Origin of the sequence: Brevibacillus sp. HB1.3 (genome assembly GCF_013186635.1) — a bacterium.
In the GTDB taxonomy this organism is placed as follows: domain Bacteria; phylum Bacillota; class Bacilli; order Brevibacillales; family Brevibacillaceae; genus Brevibacillus; species Brevibacillus brevis_D.
Map to the genome: position 1 here is coordinate 37,178 of NZ_JABMIT010000001.1, position 15,825 is coordinate 53,002.

The 15,825-nt window shown below is 46.7% G+C and carries 21 protein-coding genes; 14 read left to right on the top strand and 7 right to left on the bottom strand.

What is annotated here, in order from left to right; all coding sequences use genetic code 11:
• Window position 1: 1 nt before the first annotated feature.
• From HPY31_RS00190 to HPY31_RS00200, 3 genes are read left to right on the top strand one after another with little or no spacing between them, the layout of a single operon-like run.
• On the top strand, window positions 2-994 hold the full coding sequence (locus HPY31_RS00190) for a TIGR03943 family putative permease subunit (protein WP_172137541.1): 993 nt from the start codon (window positions 2-4) through the stop codon (window positions 992-994).
• Window positions 995-1,010: 16 nt separating this feature from the next.
• The gene (locus tag HPY31_RS00195; RefSeq protein ID WP_172137543.1) at window positions 1,011-1,463 is read left to right on the top strand and encodes a GNAT family N-acetyltransferase; all 453 of its coding nucleotides are present in this window, start codon (window positions 1,011-1,013) and stop codon (window positions 1,461-1,463) included.
• Window positions 1,464-1,487: 24 nt separating this feature from the next.
• Window positions 1,488-2,942, top strand: a complete 1,455-nt coding sequence (locus HPY31_RS00200) for a M1 family metallopeptidase (protein ID WP_253901626.1) — start codon at window positions 1,488-1,490, stop codon at window positions 2,940-2,942.
• An 82-nt stretch (window positions 2,943-3,024) separates the two neighbouring features.
• On the opposite strand, the gene HPY31_RS00205 is transcribed toward HPY31_RS00200, so the two are convergent.
• From HPY31_RS00205 to HPY31_RS00215, 3 genes are all read right to left on the bottom strand, one after another.
• Entirely contained in the window at window positions 3,025-3,429 is a 405-nt protein-coding gene (locus HPY31_RS00205) for an SET domain-containing protein (protein WP_012685826.1), read from the bottom strand.
• A gap of 81 nt (window positions 3,430-3,510) precedes the next feature.
• The gene (locus tag HPY31_RS00210; RefSeq protein WP_012685827.1) at window positions 3,511-4,158 is read right to left on the bottom strand and encodes a response regulator; all 648 of its coding nucleotides are present in this window, start codon (window positions 4,156-4,158) and stop codon (window positions 3,511-3,513) included.
• Entirely contained in the window at window positions 4,155-4,961 is an 807-nt protein-coding gene (locus HPY31_RS00215; protein ID WP_026133950.1) for a sensor histidine kinase, read from the bottom strand. Before HPY31_RS00215 ends, HPY31_RS00210 begins: the two co-directional genes overlap by 4 nt.
• 112 nt (window positions 4,962-5,073) lie before the next feature.
• On the opposite strand from HPY31_RS00215, the gene thiD reads away from it, so the two are divergent.
• Window positions 5,074-5,868 (top strand): bifunctional hydroxymethylpyrimidine kinase/phosphomethylpyrimidine kinase, encoded by a 795-nt coding sequence (gene thiD / locus HPY31_RS00220; protein ID WP_172137545.1) that lies wholly within the window; start codon window positions 5,074-5,076, stop codon window positions 5,866-5,868.
• Window positions 5,869-5,934: 66 nt separating this feature from the next.
• Here the strand turns inward: thiD and HPY31_RS00225 are convergent, their stop codons facing one another.
• Window positions 5,935-7,266 (bottom strand): DUF4179 domain-containing protein, encoded by a 1,332-nt coding sequence (locus HPY31_RS00225; RefSeq protein WP_172137547.1) that lies wholly within the window; start codon window positions 7,264-7,266, stop codon window positions 5,935-5,937.
• A 5-nt stretch (window positions 7,267-7,271) separates the two neighbouring features.
• On the bottom strand, window positions 7,272-7,796 hold the full coding sequence (locus HPY31_RS00230) for a sigma-70 family RNA polymerase sigma factor (RefSeq protein ID WP_172137549.1): 525 nt from the start codon (window positions 7,794-7,796) through the stop codon (window positions 7,272-7,274).
• A gap of 127 nt (window positions 7,797-7,923) precedes the next feature.
• Here HPY31_RS00230 and HPY31_RS00235 point away from each other — a divergent pair, with 127 nt between their 5' ends.
• From HPY31_RS00235 to HPY31_RS00250, 4 genes are all read left to right on the top strand, one after another.
• Window positions 7,924-8,151: a hypothetical protein gene (locus HPY31_RS00235; RefSeq protein WP_016739723.1), complete on the top strand. Its 228-nt coding sequence runs from the start codon at window positions 7,924-7,926 to the stop codon at window positions 8,149-8,151.
• A gap of 72 nt (window positions 8,152-8,223) precedes the next feature.
• Window positions 8,224-9,297, top strand: coding sequence for a spore photoproduct lyase (gene splB / locus HPY31_RS00240; protein ID WP_172137551.1), 1,074 nt, complete (start codon window positions 8,224-8,226; stop codon window positions 9,295-9,297).
• 154 nt (window positions 9,298-9,451) lie between these two features.
• Window positions 9,452-10,093, top strand: coding sequence for a deoxynucleoside kinase (locus HPY31_RS00245; RefSeq protein WP_064200038.1), 642 nt, complete (start codon window positions 9,452-9,454; stop codon window positions 10,091-10,093).
• 42 nt (window positions 10,094-10,135) lie between these two features.
• Window positions 10,136-10,831, top strand: a complete 696-nt coding sequence (locus tag HPY31_RS00250; RefSeq protein WP_172137553.1) for a deoxynucleoside kinase — start codon at window positions 10,136-10,138, stop codon at window positions 10,829-10,831.
• A gap of 68 nt (window positions 10,832-10,899) precedes the next feature.
• Here the strand turns inward: HPY31_RS00250 and HPY31_RS00255 are convergent, their stop codons facing one another.
• Window positions 10,900-11,280, bottom strand: a complete 381-nt coding sequence (locus HPY31_RS00255; protein ID WP_371811644.1) for a hypothetical protein — start codon at window positions 11,278-11,280, stop codon at window positions 10,900-10,902.
• Between the two features lie 70 nt (window positions 11,281-11,350).
• On the opposite strand from HPY31_RS00255, the gene HPY31_RS00260 reads away from it, so the two are divergent.
• From HPY31_RS00260 to HPY31_RS00285, 6 genes are all read left to right on the top strand, one after another.
• Window positions 11,351-12,088 carry a class I SAM-dependent methyltransferase gene (locus HPY31_RS00260; protein WP_172137555.1) on the top strand — a complete coding sequence of 246 codons (738 nt, stop codon included), beginning with the start codon at window positions 11,351-11,353 and terminating at the stop codon, window positions 12,086-12,088.
• Between the two features lie 76 nt (window positions 12,089-12,164).
• The gene (locus HPY31_RS00265; protein WP_007724250.1) at window positions 12,165-12,449 is read left to right on the top strand and encodes a 4a-hydroxytetrahydrobiopterin dehydratase; all 285 of its coding nucleotides are present in this window, start codon (window positions 12,165-12,167) and stop codon (window positions 12,447-12,449) included.
• A gap of 111 nt (window positions 12,450-12,560) precedes the next feature.
• Entirely contained in the window at window positions 12,561-12,881 is a 321-nt protein-coding gene (locus HPY31_RS00270; protein WP_016739729.1) for a hypothetical protein, read from the top strand.
• Entirely contained in the window at window positions 12,878-13,642 is a 765-nt protein-coding gene (locus tag HPY31_RS00275; protein WP_172137557.1) for a DUF3109 family protein, read from the top strand. The genes HPY31_RS00270 and HPY31_RS00275 overlap by 4 nt, the downstream gene beginning before the upstream one ends.
• Window positions 13,643-13,698: 56 nt before the next feature.
• Window positions 13,699-14,208, top strand: coding sequence for an acyl-CoA thioesterase (locus HPY31_RS00280; protein ID WP_012685841.1), 510 nt, complete (start codon window positions 13,699-13,701; stop codon window positions 14,206-14,208).
• Window positions 14,209-14,284: 76 nt separating this feature from the next.
• Complete coding sequence (locus tag HPY31_RS00285) at window positions 14,285-15,205, top strand: aldo/keto reductase (RefSeq protein WP_172137559.1); 921 nt, start codon at window positions 14,285-14,287, stop codon at window positions 15,203-15,205.
• A gap of 154 nt (window positions 15,206-15,359) precedes the next feature.
• Here HPY31_RS00285 and HPY31_RS00290 read toward each other — a convergent pair whose 3' ends face one another.
• A complete protein-coding gene (locus HPY31_RS00290) occupies window positions 15,360-15,800 on the bottom strand; it encodes a thiol-disulfide oxidoreductase DCC family protein (RefSeq protein ID WP_172137561.1) in 441 nt (146 codons plus the stop codon).
• Window positions 15,801-15,825 lie beyond the last annotated feature (25 nt).

Consider the following 15,825-nt stretch of genomic DNA (forward strand, 5'->3'; position numbering starts at 1 on the left):
TATGGATCCGAATAAATTGAAGCGACATCACATCATGCGCAGTTTGATATTGGCGGGCATTACAGCGTTGTTGGCCTATTTGATCCTGTCGGAAGCACTCAGTCACTATCTCGCTCCCCGATTGCACATGTTCAGCTATGTCACGCTCGTCATTCTGGCTCTGTTGACAATGGTCAGCATACGGCAAATTTTTGTTGGCAGTAGCGTTTACGATTGCGATTGTGAGGAGCAGCACAAAGTACCGCGTACACCCATGGGTTCCTTTTTGGTTTATGGATTGTTTGTGCTACCCATCGTAATGGGATTTTTCATGCCGGATAAAATTCTTGGCAGTGATGTAGCACAGAAGCGGGGAATCACGCTACTTAGCAATGATGTACGAAAGCTGGCGGATGTAACGGCGAACGCGAATGTGAATGCAACAGAGAATGTGAAGCAGACAGCAGGAGTCAAAGAAGATGCCGAGCCGAGTGTAAAACCACAGCCAGAGGCTACCAATCAAGTAGCAATACCCCCGGTGCAAGCAACAGACGAAGAACAATTGCGGCAGCGGTTCTCGAACGGGGGATTTGGTGACTTTTACACGGATATCGCCGTCTTTTTACATAAACAGCCAGTAATTGAACTGAATGACAAAGTGTTCCTGGACGGACTCACTACGATGGAGCTATATGCAAAAGAATTTGCTGGAAAAGAGCTTGAGACAATGGGATTTGTATATCGACAGCCTGATTTTACCAAGCAGCAGTTTGTCGTAGCGCGGTTCTCCGTCACCTGCTGTACAGCAGACTCCAGTGTCTATGGCGTTCTGGTGGAAAAGGAGGGCGCGGACAAATGGAAAAAAGATAGCTGGGTAAAAGTACGTGGAAAGCTAGAGCTGCGTCAGGTAGACGGATATGACATGCTTGTTCTCAAAGCCTCTCAGGTTGAAGCCGTCTCCGCTCCCAAAGATCCTTATGTGTATTACAGCTTTGAATCAGCTCCAGAAAGTTAAAAGCGGGGGAATCAAAATGATCGTGCGACTAGATTTACGGGATGAACAAACGGTACAAAAACTTTGGAACATGCAGAAAAGAGCGTATCGTGTAGAGGCGGAGTTAATTGGAACAGAGGATATTCCACCTCTGCGAGAATCAGTAGAACAACTGAGGGCGTGTGGGGAAACGTTTTATGGCTACATAGAGGGAGACGAGCTGGCAGGGGCTGTTTCTTTCATGCTCGAGGGGGAAACGTTGGATATTCACCGAATGATTGTCGATCCTATTCATTTTCGTAAGGGAATCGCAAGTCAATTGCTCGCCTCTGTCCATGAGCATGGTTGCAGCAGGATCGTCGTAGCAACTGGCTCCTTGAATGAACCGGCTGTTCGATTGTATGAAAGACATGGATTTACTTTGACGGATAAAAAAGAAGTGAAGCCCGGTCTGTGGCTATCTTTTTTCGAGAAAACGATTCGACGATAAGGAGAAAGGTTGGGAGGGGTTACGTTGATATCGATTAGGAAGGAAATCAAGTGGCAGCAGCGTTTGCTCAAGGCCACGACAATGGCCTCCTTGTTGGCTTTGGTCCTCGGTGGATCTGGGAGTGGCTGGTGGATGCCAGAACGGGTAGGCGCGCAGTCTCCTGCGGTGGGGAAGATTGACGACTTCACAGCCAAGCCTATAGCAGATGGCAGTAAAGGCTCGTACGACCTGAAGTTTGAGATGTCGCCAGAAGGAAAGTTTACCGCTGAGGCCAAGATCATCGTTGAAAATCGTTCCAAGGACGAATGGGATCAGCTGATCTTTTATTTCCTGCCCAATGCATTTACAAAAGAGAACAAACCTCCATTCTTCGAGGACGCAGCCGAAGTGAAAATTCGTGACGTCAAACTGGATGGTGTGAAAGCGAAGTATCAACTAACGGGTGATATGCTCGCCATCCCACTTGCCGAAAAGCTTGCGCCAAATGAGAATCGAGAGGTAACCGTAAAATATACGTTTACCGTTCCGAGAAAAGGACTGCGCTTTGACCGTACGGAAAACGGCTTCCATTTGGCGCAAGCATATCCGATGCTAGCTACCTACCAGGGGAAAGACGGATGGAATAAGAAGCCGTACTCGCTTCGAGGCGAATCGTATCATACGAGCCATGCGGATTTTTCTATTTCGTATCGCTTGCCGAAAGGGTATACCATCATCAGCTCATCTGATCAGGATAAGGCGTCGAACAGTCAGAGCGGTGAAATAAAAGTGAAAAATACGAAGGAAGTATTCATTGCAATTGTAAAAGGAATGCGTAGTATAAGCAAAACGGTCAAAGGTGTGGAGCTTCGGGTATGGGGAAAGGAAGCAGACAAGGAAGCGATGACCGTCGCCCTGCAAGCTGCGGAAAAATCGTTTGAACAATTCACGGATAAATTGGGGCCGTATCCCCATAAACAACTCGATATCCTGTTGGATGAAACCGCAAGTATGGAATATCCTGGCGTGGTGACGGTCGGACACATGGGGAGTGTGGACCCGGATTTAAGTCACACCGTGGTGCACGAGATTGCCCATCAATGGTTCTATGGAGTGGTCTCGAGTGATCCGTTCCATCACGCCTGGTTGGACGAAGGAATAACAGAGCTTGCCACGACGCTCTATTTTTACGATGTAGAGAAAAAAGGGGATGCCAGCTTTTATTTTGCTGAACAAGCTAACGCGACCCAATCGGTTTCCAATCTGCCGCTGGATGAGTTTGGCAAGGGACCGATCGTGGGTCCGGTGTACGGTCAACCTGTAAAAGAGCTATGGAAGCTGATTACAGCATATGGCGATGCGACGGATGGCTGGGAGTTTTTGCAGGCGTATTATCAGACGTACGCCTACAAACAGGTGGATACGCCTGAGTTTGTTCGTTTTGCTACAGCGTATTTTCCAGTGAATGAACAGTACTTCGCGAAATGGCTGCGTTTATAGTACGTCCCTTTACACAGAACAACCCGGAGAACGGCACTTTTTTCAAGTGTCAGTTTCCGGGTTTTCTTTTTAAGGCGTACGCTTATTTGGTATCGTCTGTTTCTTTCTGTTGGTCTTCATAAAACCAGAGAGGATCATCGCAATCCTCGTCACCATTGTAATTGATTAAAATTTCTTCACCCGCTTGAATGTCCGTATACGCATAAAAGTCAAACGTGTGGTTGTCGAAGTTAATCTCATACGTGGCATTTGGCGTGTAGGAATGATTAAATAGCATGCCATACCCTAACAAGAAGGCTGTGTGATTAGCACCGTACTCAAATGCATAATCCGCGAGCAAGGTTTTCTCGATATGCTCATGCTCTTCGTTCAAATAGGGCAGCACGGGCGCTTCATGAATTAGGTCGCCTTTTCTGATATCTTGCGTTGCAAATACACCTCTATTTAATTCTCCATTGCTAAGTTTGGAGGTCTTGACTTCGATCATGCGGATCACCTGCATTTCTTATGTCTGTGGAAAACGTATCTTTCTAAGGATGACAGTTGATCGAGCAGAAAGCAATGTTTTTTATTTGATAACCAAATGATGGCGAACCGCATAAGCAGCGAGCTGGACGCGATTAGCCAATTGCAGCTTCTCGAGAATGTTTTTCAGGTGGTTTTTTACAGTGTTTTCAGCAATGATCAGCGCTTCGCTTATTTCCCGATTCGTTTTTCCGGCTCCCACATACATGACGATCTCTCGCTCTCGCGGGGTCAGAACAGCTGGTACCATTTCATCCGTCGCCTCTTCTTGACGGAAGCGGTACATGAGCCGGGTTGCCATTTCGCGGGTCAACTCACTGTCCTCGCCGAGCAAGGCATGCAAGTAGTTAATCCAGTCATCAGGCTCTAAATTTTTTAGCAAGTAACCTTGGGCACCGAATTGAATGGCCGTGATCAGGTCAGCAACGTCATCGGAGACGCTGAGAATGACGACCTTGATGTGCGGGTATGCTTTTTTGACTTCGCGAGTCGCTTCGAGTCCGCTCCATTTCGGCATGTTGATGTCCATGAGCACAAGGTCAGGTTGTATTTGTCCGCATAAGAGAAAGGCTTCCTCGCCATTTTGTGCTTCTCCGATGACTTCAAAAGAGGGATCGGGATCAAGCAGGCTGCGAATGGCCATACGAGCCATCGGGTGGTCGTCGGCGATCAATACACGGTAAGCGTTCATAGTGTTTTTCCTCCTGAATGAGAAGATAAGCGGATGATCGTACCGCCTGCCGGTCGTAGCTGAATGTCAATGGATGCGTTCAACTGGCGTGCTCGCTCGCGCATCATGGACAGACCGTATTTTTTCGTATCGGGAGAAGGGTTAGAAATCCCAATGCCATCGTCCTCAACGGAGAGAACCCAGCCAGTTGGTTCATCTGTCGTGAGGTGAATCCACGAATGCTTAGCCTGAGAATGCTTGCGAATGTTTGCAAAAGCTTCCTGGATGATCCCGAACAGCTGTACCTCTGCGGTGGGAGTAAAAAAGCCGTCTTTGACATGTAATTCGCTTGCAACGTCGATTCCAGATAAAGCGCTCCATTGCGCCAGCCATTTCTCAAGGCGCTGGTCCAGACTGCCTTCTTCTGGCAATGAGCGCAAGTTAAAAATGGCTTGCCGCACATGATTGTCGATGGCAGATACAGCGATCCGTGCATCGTCCAAGTGTCCCTGCTTCAGCTTTACGTTGAGGAAGAACAGAGACTGAGCAATCCCGTCGTGTAGTTCGCGGGCAAGGCGCTCCCGTTCTTCATAAACAGCGCGACGAGCTTGTTCCTCGATAATGCGTGCATTCATTTGTTTAAGGGTGTGAAACATCCAGGTAGCGAATAAAAAAGAGAGAAGGAGCGTCAAGAGGGTAATGTACACATTTCCTGCTTCCATAGACATATAGGGCAGCAGAAAGTCGTGACGGATGAATTCAAAACCCCCGATGATGATGGTTGGAATCAAAAAGGTCAACCAATAAAATATCCGATAGGACATGCAGATGCCTCCTTGCATGCATGACTGTTGGCAAACATTCCTTTAGTATACCGAATGGGACGAGCGGATGGTATACTCAGGTGAGAAAAGGTGGAAAGCAGGAGGGAATATCATGAGCACGATTGCGAAAGCATTGACGATAGCGGGTTCAGATAGCGGTGGGGGAGCTGGGATTCAGGCAGATCTGAAAACCTTTCATCAACACGGTGTGTACGGAATGAGTGCGATCACAGCAATCACTGCGCAAAATACATTGGGCGTAGCAGGTGTGTATCCATTGCCGACAGAGGCAGTTGCCCAGCAAATACATGAAGTGCTGCGTGATCTTGGCGCTGACGCGGCGAAAACGGGCATGCTATTCAACGCTGATATCATTCGTGCTGTTGCGGAGGAGCTCAAAGCATTTGGCCTGAAAAAGCTGGTGGTAGACCCGGTGATGATCGCCAAGGGAGGGTCAAAGCTACTGCTGGATGAGGCGATCGTTGCATTGAAAACAGAGTTGTTGCCGCTCTCGGAAGTCGTCACACCGAACCTGCCGGAAGCAGAATGCTTGACTGGCATGAGAATCGAGACGACAGACGAGATGCGCGAAGCGGCAAAAGCGATACATGCGTTAGGCGCCCGCAATGTCCTAATGAAGGGTGGACATATGCAAGGGGACGTTGTCGTTGATATTTTATTCGATGGTACCGCATTCCATGAAATATCTCATGAGCGTATTCATACACGCCATACGCATGGCACAGGTTGTACGTTCTCAGCGGCACTTACAGCAGAGTTAGCCAAAAATACACCGCTCATCACTGCGGTTGAAAAAGCAAATCGCTTTATCTTTGAAGCGATTAAGACTGCTCCGCAATTGGGTGGCGGGCATGGGCCGACCAATCACTGGGCGGTTGTAGATTGATTTGACGAATTAAAAAATGAATGCCCCACAGCGATGCCGTACAAACAATCGCTGAAGGGGCATTTTTTATTTGACTTCGACAGAAAAAGTACCTAGAAGTCGTTCAGGATAGCTGGACAGAGGAAAGGAATAGGAAGTAGGCGTACCTTTGTTTGTTTTTCGTTTATATAGCATGGAGTAGTTTTGAATGGATTCATCATCTGTCGAGTGGGTGCTTCCTTGCACATAGTCATATTCATTTCCCACGTCGTCAGTCAGGTCATACCCTAAGGAGATATGAGTGTCTTTATCTTGGGGTGGAACCTTCAAAGAAAAGTCCATACCCACCACATCATCAACTTGACGTAGTGCTCTTAATTTTAAGCGATCATTTGGAACTTTTGTTAATGTGCCTGCCTTCGCATCGATTACGATTTGCAATTTATCTTTGTCTATGGCACGAATACCATCGGCTTTGAGAATAAGCTTTTCGGGCTCAACGAAATAAATACTCTCCAGATGGTATACCCTCCCATTCTCACCGTTGTCCCGAACAGGAACGCCATTTCCCCAAAAAGCAAATGTTTCTCCTTTTTCATCTTCGAGCCTCAGTTTATCAAAATCAAATACGTGCTTTTGGTTAGCTGGATCAAAGCGAATGCTCACTTCAGTCTGAGTAGGAAAGACTGCAATTTGTTCAATCGTGAAGTGTTGACCGTCAATTTTGACATCCTTCATCACCGGATACACTTTTTTCTCAAAGGTCTTGAATTTGTTTTTATCTACAGCAAAGTCGATCAAGAGAGGAGTCTTTTGCTCGAGATTATCGATTTTTAGCGTGACTTTTGCAGTCATTGCATCGGGTATTTCAGTGGCTTCTTCGATGACAATATCAATTCGATTCTGAATCACAGGATCTTCCCTTTCCATGCTTGACCAAGACATACTGTAGTTCCATTCTTTTCCTGTTTGATCCAACAACTCGATCTTGTGCAAGCCCACTTTTTTATCGGTGAAGGAATGCTTTAGCGTATAGAAGAGGACCATCCGTTTTTCATCGGCCAAAACTTGATCGATGGTAAACGTCACATCTTCTACTGAATCACTGGCGCCAATCTTTTGGAAAAGGTTGTGTTCTGCTGCCTTTTGTAAGCCTTTGTCATCCCGAAGAAACTCAACGATCTTCTCCATCCCAGGAATCGAGCTGACATAAGCGGCAACAGCAGGTGAAAGTCGAACGGAAAAAATAAACACGAAAAGGAACAAACAAGCAACCAGACTAGACCCCACGCGTATCCACCGATTGCGGCTCCGATTTTGACGCAACTCTTTTGCTTGTTCCATTCCTCTGCGAATGTATTGATCAATCTCAGCGGGAACCATGAATGGACTCGCATTGGTTTTATCATTTTCACTCATAAAGCTCACCAGCCTTTCCCGAGATCTTTGCGAAGAGCACCTAGAGCCTTGTGCAGCCATGTTTTGATGGTGCCTTCCGGATGACCGAGTACCTCTGCAATATCGCGTATCGTCCGATCTTCAAAATATTTCAAAATAATGATGTGGCGATAATTTGGACGGAGACGAGCGAGAGCCTCTTCGATTTGTATACGTTCGACATTTTGGTCGTCCATAGGAATACTTGCACGACTCTCGATGTCATCTTCCATCGCACTCAAGATAATCCGTTTTCGGCGCTTTTGCTCATCCAGACAAATATGAATAAGGATGCGGGTCAGCCATGTACGAAAATACGCAGGTTGTTTCAATCGTACCAGCTTGAGATAGGAACGGCACGTCGCTTCCTGAATGGCCTCTAGTGCATCTGTCTCGTTACGAAGAAAGGCGTAGGCGATTTTATACAGTTGATCTTTATGAAGGCTGACGAGTTGAAAAAAAGCATCATCATCCCCATTTTTTGCGCGCGAAACGAGCTGTTCCAGATTCACTTTTTCCCCTCCTCTACCATTAGACGGTGCAGAGGCAAAAACGGTTTTCCTAAAATGTCAGCAACTTTCTTTTGTTTGAACCAATCACCCGTCCACTGCTTACTGTAAAAGAAAGAAGTGTGTAAGGATGGGGTGCAGGTGTATGTGGATCAAATGGGTTACGATTCATGAATCGTATGGCCTCCCACGGATTGCTCAGGAATGTCGACGTTATTTAGAAATGAAAGGAATTCGAGTCAGGCTTTTGTCCAAACAGACCAAAAAAGCAGGACATGTCTATACACTGCAAGTACCGCTAGCTCAACAGGAGCAAGCAAAGATGCTGCTACGCGATTTTAAAAACACCCTGAAATAACGGGTACAGCCATACTTCTCCTTACGTCCAGTCGAATGGCACGGGCATACTAGGTGAGGGGGGATGATGGATATGGGAACGACCCTTTTGGAAAGACCTGAAAAGACGGAGCAAAAAGGCAGCAAGCTGTTTGTTCCGGATTATATTTTCGTGGAGCCACATGCATTGAATTATCCACTGGGGAAAGAGCTGTATCAACGTTTTCAAGCGGAAGGGATTCCGATGCAGATGACGACCAGCCATAATCAGGTTCGTGGCATCCCTGGGGATACAGAAGTGGAGAAATATCGCAATGCGAAGCGGACGTTAGTCATTGGTGTACGCAAAACATTGAAGTTCGAGACTTCCAAGCCTTCCGCCGAATATGCCATTCCACTGGCTACTGGATGTGCTGCCCACTGTCATTATTGCTATTTGAACACCAATATCGGGACAAAGCCGTATGTTCGAGTGTACGTCAATACAGATGAAATTCTGGCGCAGGCTGAGAAGTATATCCAGGAACGCCCGGGTGAGATCACTCGTTTTGAGGCAGCCTGTACATCCGATCCGGTTAGCATTGAGCATCTAACGGGCAATTTGAAACGAGCGATTGAGTTTATGGGCCAGCAGGAGTTTGGGAGGTTGCGCTTCGTGACCAAGTTTCACCACGTGGATTCCTTGCTGGATGCCAAGCACAACAAGCATACCCGGTTTCGCTTCAGCATGAATGCCGACTATGTCATCAAAAATTTTGAGCCAGGTACCTCCAGCTTTCATCAGCGACTGGAGGCAGCAGGGAAGGTAGCCAAGGCCGGTTATCCGCTCGGCTTTATTTTAGCGCCTTTGTATTGGTTTGACGGGTGGGAAGCAGGGTATACCGATTTACTGGAAAGACTGCGTTCGCAGTTGGTTCCCGAAGCGATGGAGGATTTGACGTTTGAGCTGATCCAGCACCGTTTTACCAAGATTGCTAAAAGCTTGATTCTCCAGCGCTATCCGAAAACGAAGCTGGAGATGAAAGAAGAAGAGCGCAAGTACAAATGGGGGAAATACGGGAAAGGGAAGTACGTCTATCCCGACATCCAAGCAAAGGCTTTGCAGGCCCATTTGGAAAGTGAAATTGCCCGACTGTTTCCACAGGCTCGCGTTGAATATTTTACGTAAGAACCAGACTGCTCTCGATGAAGAGCAGTTTTTCTTTTAGAAAGAGGAGTACCAAATGATACCAAACGACACAATGCGAATGTTTTCGACAAACGCTTACATACGTGCTAGAATATGGAGTGCTCTCATTTTCTTGAAAAGGATCGAAGCATACATGAAGTCCATATTGATTACCGTTGAGGGACCTATTGGTATTGGGAAAACCTCTTTATCGCGGGAACTAAGCCGTGCCTGCAACTTGCAGCTACTGGAAGAGATCGTCTACGAAAACCCATTCCTGGGTAAATTTTATGAAAATATTGCCGAATGGAGCTTTCAACTTGAGATGTTTTTCCTCTGCAATCGTTACAAGCAGTTGCAGGATATCCATTCACAGTTCCTGAATCAAGGTATCTCCGTTGTTTCTGATTACAATATTTTCAAAAATACGATTTTTGCCAAACGGACGTTACAAGGAAATAACCTGCCAAAGTACCTTAAAATTTATGATATCCTAACAGAGGATTTGCCACAGGCCCATTTAGTGATCTACATGACAGCTTCGATTGAAACCGTGATGAAGCGGATTGCGATGCGCGATCGCGAAATGGAGCGCAGCATGGATGTCACCTATATGGAGAACCTGATTGCGGATTACAACGAGTTTATGGACGCGTTTGAAAAGCATCATCCGGATACGCCTGTCATCAAATTCGATTGTGACGATTTGGATTTCGTACATAGACCAGAAGATTTGAAGGTTGTACTGGACCGAATTGCACCACGGATTCAAGAGTTGATGGGACAAGAAGGATAGGGAACAAGGGAAAAGTAAGCATGGGGATAAGGAGTTGCGTACATGTCAAGGTTTCAAAACAGCACGCTTCGTGAAAAATACGGGATACCAAACAACGCAGTGATTACGATCGGCGGGACAGTAGGGGTAGGAAAATCCACCTTTACACATGCCTTGGCAGATCAGCTCGGATTTCGTGTATCTGTAGAGAAGGTTGACAATAACCCGTATTTGGGCCGTTACTATAATGATTTATCGCGTTGGGGTTTCCATTTGCAAATTTTCTTTTTGGCAGAACGCTTCAAGGAACAAAAAAGGATGTTTGATTATGGCGGCGGCGGTTTTGTCCAAGATCGCTCCATTTATGAGGATACCGGGATTTTTGCCCGAATGCTGTACGAGCAAGGCAACATGACCGAAGAAGATTACCGCACTTATACAGAGCTTTTTGAAGCGATGGTTATGACGCCTTACTTCCCGCATCCAGATATTTTGATCTATTTAGAGGGAAGCTTCGATGATATTATTGGTCGCGTAAAAGAGCGCGGGCGTCCGATGGAGCAACAAACGCCGGTGGATTACTGGCAAGATTTGTTTGGCCGCTATGATAGCTGGATCGCTTCCTTTACTTCCTGTCCGATTTTGCGGGTCAATATTAACGAATACGACGTTGTGGATGACCCATCTTCGGTAGAGAGCATTATTGAGCGGGCTGCTGAAAAAATTCGGCTTGGACGAGCTACCCGCTTTTCATCATAAAGATCCTGTGCCATAACAGAGCACCCCTGCATTTTGCCAGTAAGAGGCGGAGCAGGGGTGCTTTGCTTTTATTTGGTACGATATCCTTCCAAGAGAAGGGTCATCGCTGCTGAAATTTCCTCAAGGGATTTCTCATGATCAGGTGTCTCCGAAATCCAGAGTACGGCTTCGTTTATCGCACCAGACAGCAAATGCGTCAGATCATCGATGGAAACGGGACGTAGGTACCCTTGCTCCTGCATCGTTTGAAGCTGCTCTCTGAGATGCCGCATGGAGTTTGCCTCGTCCATTCGGCGCCACGTTTTCCACCCGATGACAGAAGGGCCATCGATAAGCAAAATCCGCTTGTTCCGATGTTCGACGGCCGAGGAGACAAAAGCCAAGCAACCCAAGATCGATTGTTGCCAAGGCTCGCTTTTTTCAACAAAGAGTTTCCTACACTTTGCCACACGCAAATCGGCTACGGATAAACCCCGCTGTGGTATAATAAGAACATCTTGGAATTAAAGGGGCTCAGACATGGCTGAAGAATGGTTTGAACGCAGCTTTCGCGAAGATTATGTGCTTGTGTATCGTCATAGGGACGATTCGGCCGCAGATGGAGAGATCGCTAATCTGTTGGAAAGATTGCCGGTAAAGGACACAGGACGCGTACTTGATCTTTGCTGCGGGAGCGGGCGTCATTCGCGTGCGCTGGCTCGCCGGGGGTATGAAGTAGTTGGTGTGGATTTGTCGCCTGTTCTTTTACAGTTGGCTGAGGAACAAAACACCTATCCACAGCTAAGTTTTGCCCGCTGTGATATGCGCGACATTCTGTTTCACGAGGAATTTGATATCGTGGTGAATTTGTTTACCAGCTTTGGATATTTCTCCACAGATGAAGAAAATGCTAACGTTATTCGCAACATGGCACAAGCACTCAAAACAAAAGGTGAAGTGGTCATCGACTTTTTAAATGCAGCGTACGTCATCGATAACCTCGTGCCGCACTCTACCAAGGAAGTCAGTGGGATGTTGATTAAAGAAGAACGCTGGGTCCAGGATGGATTTGTGAAAAAGCGGATACTGATTTCCGACGAGTCATCGAATGAACCGCGTGAGTATATGGAGCAGGTTCGCTTGTTTTCTGCCGAGCAAATGATTGCGATGCTAACAGAAGCGGGATTCGAAAAAATCCAAGTATTTGGAAACTATCTGTTTGAAGAATATGTAGCGCATGAATCACCTCGTATGATTTTTTATGCCGTGAAGCAATAGGGTGCGGATAACCTGTACGTCTCGTGAATATGATGGTGTAACAACCATTTATCGGGTAAAAGGGGGCATTGCTACAATGAGCAAGCTGTCTTTGGAACAGGTCAAATTGTATCTGAGCAAGGTACCTGGCTGGAAGCTGGTAGAAGACCGAATGGCGCTATCACGCACGTACCACTGTCGTGACTTTTCCACTGCAATCAGTTTCGTCAACCGTGTGGCAGAGATGCTTGAGCATGACAATCAGCACGTGGAAATTCATCTGGCAGGTGGGACAGTCACGTTTACGTTAGCCACCCGTGAGGCGAAAGGTTTAACCGGCAAAGATTTTGCATTAGCCCAGACGATTAGCAAAGTAAGCTGACAGGCAAAAGAGAAATAGCCGCTTCCCACAGCGAAGCGGTGTTTCTTTTTGGCTTTTTAAGAGCTACTTTGTTATGATGGGCAGTATGAACCATTTCGGAGGGATTACAAGATGGACATTCAACAACATGAGCAATTGATTCAACTATTGGCGGAGTATAAGAATCAAAAGGCTTCCGTGACTTTTACCCAATGGGATACCGATAGGGAAGAAGAGGAAGAGGTAACACAATTTCAAGCTCAGCTTCTGGAAACCAAGCTGACTGACAATGAGTTTGAAGAAAAAGATCTCCTGCTCGTGTTTACGACAGAAGAGGGCGAAGAAATGGAAATCCTGATGGAGATTCCGGGTGATGAAGTAGATTTGGCTAGCTATGAGGAAGGCCATTTGCGAATTTTTGGAACAGAAGCGGAGATTGTTTTGCAAAAATGAAAACGAAACGAGCTTTTCGTTATGTAGGCACGCCTGATCCCATGTCTGATAAAGAGGCGTACCACTGCGAAAAATATATAAAGAAACACAAGCATTCCTTGGTGAGAGCGGGACAATATTTGGTTGATATAACAGCCCTCCATGCTTTGTTTCACTTGGACTGTTGGAATTGCAGGACCGTTCATCGTGAGACCTGCTGTGAGGGGGGACAACCTTACGCTGTAGAAGAATGGCAGATTCCCATCATGGAGGGGGAAATCCCCTCTATCTCTGCTGGACTAAAGGATGAGGCTGAACGCAATCAGTGGCTTCTTCATGGGGTTTGGGATCACAATGAGCCTCGAGGAACCATTCGCATGCGACATGGCAATTGTCTTTTTTATCAAGAAAACAATGGGCGTTACGGCTGTGCGATCCATGCTTATGCGGAACAGGCTGGTCGTGAAGTTGAGCCTCTCAAGCCATATAGCTGTCAACTGTATCCAATCGACTTGATTGATACAGGGGAAGGGATCCTGCTAACGGCGGTTACCAACGAAACGTCATCCTTTTCCAGATGGGGGACGGATTATTTGGAGCAGTTTTACTGTGCCAGTCCGGCCCGCCGAAAGCTTGCTACGCATTTAGACGACAAGCTGTTTGCACTAGACGGCTATCGGCCAGCCTATGAGTGGAATCTGCCTTTGTTGCGTTATATTTTGCAAGAAGAGGCAGACAGAATAGAAGGCATACTTGGGAGTAGCTATCAATTGGAACGTTGAATGCCTTGTGATATGATGGTGTATGCATCAAGTAGATTGATAAAGGAGCAACAGCGATGAACGTCAAGACAACTCAAGAATCTCGTACAATTCAGGCATCACTGGTTCAGCCATCTGATACGAATTACCATGGTACTATTTTTGGTGGTACGATGATGGCTTATATAGATGAGGTAGCTGCAATCGCTGCGATGCGACATTCGCGTCGCCCTGTTGTGACAGCATCGATTGATTCGATTGATTTTCTTGCTCCCGTCAAAATGGGACATTCCATTTGCCTCGAAGCATTTGTTTCGTCAACGGGCAAAACGTCCATGGAGATTTTCGTAAAAGTCGTCTCGGAAAATCTCCAGACCGGCAAGCGTATTTTGACCGCGACATCTTTTCTCACCTTTGTTGCCTTAGATGAGGAAGGTAATCCGACTGAGGTGCCAGCCATTGTTCCTGAAACAGAGGAAGAAGAGCGATTGATGGCCACTGCGGACGAGCGCAAGAAAATGCGCAAAGAACGAAAAGGGAATCTGCAAGATTTTGTGAGCCAATTGAACATCGAGAAAAGCATATAATTTTTTTTAGTCTTCACCCTGAGCGAACATTCGTTCAGGGAATTCTCGTTTATTTATGAGGAGGAGGAATCGGGCAATGAAGTACCGCAGATTAGGAAAAACGGATCTGAACGTATCCGTAATCGGTGTAGGTACCTGGCAATTTGGCGGGGAGTGGGGACTGGATTTCTCCCAAGAAGCTGTTGACCAGATTCTCGACAAAGCAAAAGATCTCGGCATCAACTTGATTGATACAGCGGAATGCTACGGAGATCATCTGTCCGAACAGCTTATCGGGGGATATTTGAAAAAAAACCGCCGGAAAGACTGGATTGTGGCGACGAAATTCGGACATCATTTTCACGACAAATTTTCTCGAACCAATCATTATGGAGCGACTGAAGTTCAGCAGCAATTGGAAAAATCGCTGCAAGCCTTACAGACCGACTATATTGACTTGTACCAATTCCACTCGGGACCTGACGAAGCGTTTGACAATGATGACTTGTGGACCTACCTCGACAAGCAGGTGCAGGCAGGAACGATCCGCCATCTTGGCCTCTCGATTGCTAAAAATGATAACTTGCATCAAACGTCTGCTGCTACTTCGGTAAATGCAAAAGCCATCCAAGTAGTTTACAATCGTCTAGATCAAAAGCCGGAAGAAGGTGTATTTGCTTCTTGCCAGCAGCAAGACCTGGGTGTATTGGCTCGCGTTCCGTTGGCGAGTGGTTATTTGAGTGGAAAGTATAAGCCGGGTTTCGTTTTCAGTGGAAACGATGTGCGACATCGACACGATCAGGAGCATGTCAACAAGCTGCTCCTCCAAGTAGAAGAAATCAAGAAAAATGAAGTTCCAGAAGGAATGGATATGGCACAGTGGGCACTGGCGTGGTGCCTCAAGCATCCAGCTGTCACGACAGTGATCCCAGGTAGCAAGAGCCCAGCGCAAGTAGAGGCAAATGCCAAAGCGGCTGACTATGTGAGCGATGAGCATCCACAAGCGATGTCGAAATAAGAACGCCAAATGGACACTGGATTTTTTTCTTTGCTTTCGGCACCAGCGAGAAGAGCATTGGAACACAATGGGATCACGTCCTTGGAACAACTCGCAAGGCACAGTGAATAAAAAAAGGAGGAGCCGCGAGAGACAGCGACTTCTCCTTTTTCTTTTAATCCAAAAAGCGGGATCGGATCTGCGGGGTAGGAAGCATGCATTGCTCTGCTTTACCCATCCACCGATAGCGATTTCTCGCGACCCAATCATAAATCGGATTGCGGACAAGTCTAGGGATAAGCCGAGCTACATTTGATAGCAGAGGCCATCCACCTTGAAGCTTGCGACCAACGTGCAAGATCGCATCCGATTTTGTATATAGCTGTCCGTTGGCGATAAAGACCACCGATGACATGTCTTTTTCCTGATAGTTGTAATGAGACAAAATTTCCTGCGCTCTCTGTGACTGCAAGGAAGCAAAATGAATGTGTCCATGCGGATCACGCTTCAAAATAAACTGCACAGCACCGTGGCACAGATGACAAACCCCATCAAACAGTAACAGGTACGCAGGATGGTCCAGTTCTCTGCCTGTATTCATGAGACAGCCCTCCATACTTCAAGTGGTTTGGTCGAAATGC

Bases quoted from the DNA above. Each gene is read 5' to 3' on its own strand.
- HPY31_RS00190 (WP_172137541.1), top strand. From the start codon at position 2: ATGGATCCGAATAAATTGAAGCGACATCACATCATGCGCAGTTTGATA.
- HPY31_RS00195 (WP_172137543.1), top strand. From the start codon at position 1,011: ATGATCGTGCGACTAGATTTACGGGATGAACAAACGGTACAAAAACTT.
- HPY31_RS00205 (WP_012685826.1), bottom strand. From the start codon at position 3,429: ATGATCGAAGTCAAGACCTCCAAACTTAGCAATGGAGAATTAAATAGA.
- HPY31_RS00210 (WP_012685827.1), bottom strand. From the start codon at position 4,158: ATGAACGCTTACCGTGTATTGATCGCCGACGACCACCCGATGGCTCGT.
- HPY31_RS00215 (WP_026133950.1), bottom strand. From the start codon at position 4,961: ATGTCCTATCGGATATTTTATTGGTTGACCTTTTTGATTCCAACCATC.
- thiD (WP_172137545.1), top strand. From the start codon at position 5,074: ATGAGCACGATTGCGAAAGCATTGACGATAGCGGGTTCAGATAGCGGT.
- HPY31_RS00225 (WP_172137547.1), bottom strand. From the start codon at position 7,266: ATGAGTGAAAATGATAAAACCAATGCGAGTCCATTCATGGTTCCCGCT.
- HPY31_RS00235 (WP_016739723.1), top strand. From the start codon at position 7,924: ATGGGGTGCAGGTGTATGTGGATCAAATGGGTTACGATTCATGAATCG.
- splB (WP_172137551.1), top strand. From the start codon at position 8,224: ATGGGAACGACCCTTTTGGAAAGACCTGAAAAGACGGAGCAAAAAGGC.
- HPY31_RS00245 (WP_064200038.1), top strand. From the start codon at position 9,452: ATGAAGTCCATATTGATTACCGTTGAGGGACCTATTGGTATTGGGAAA.
- HPY31_RS00250 (WP_172137553.1), top strand. From the start codon at position 10,136: ATGTCAAGGTTTCAAAACAGCACGCTTCGTGAAAAATACGGGATACCA.
- HPY31_RS00260 (WP_172137555.1), top strand. From the start codon at position 11,351: ATGGCTGAAGAATGGTTTGAACGCAGCTTTCGCGAAGATTATGTGCTT.
- HPY31_RS00265 (WP_007724250.1), top strand. From the start codon at position 12,165: ATGAGCAAGCTGTCTTTGGAACAGGTCAAATTGTATCTGAGCAAGGTA.
- HPY31_RS00270 (WP_016739729.1), top strand. From the start codon at position 12,561: ATGGACATTCAACAACATGAGCAATTGATTCAACTATTGGCGGAGTAT.
- HPY31_RS00275 (WP_172137557.1), top strand. From the start codon at position 12,878: ATGAAAACGAAACGAGCTTTTCGTTATGTAGGCACGCCTGATCCCATG.
- HPY31_RS00280 (WP_012685841.1), top strand. From the start codon at position 13,699: ATGAACGTCAAGACAACTCAAGAATCTCGTACAATTCAGGCATCACTG.
- HPY31_RS00285 (WP_172137559.1), top strand. From the start codon at position 14,285: ATGAAGTACCGCAGATTAGGAAAAACGGATCTGAACGTATCCGTAATC.
- HPY31_RS00290 (WP_172137561.1), bottom strand. From the start codon at position 15,800: ATGGAGGGCTGTCTCATGAATACAGGCAGAGAACTGGACCATCCTGCG.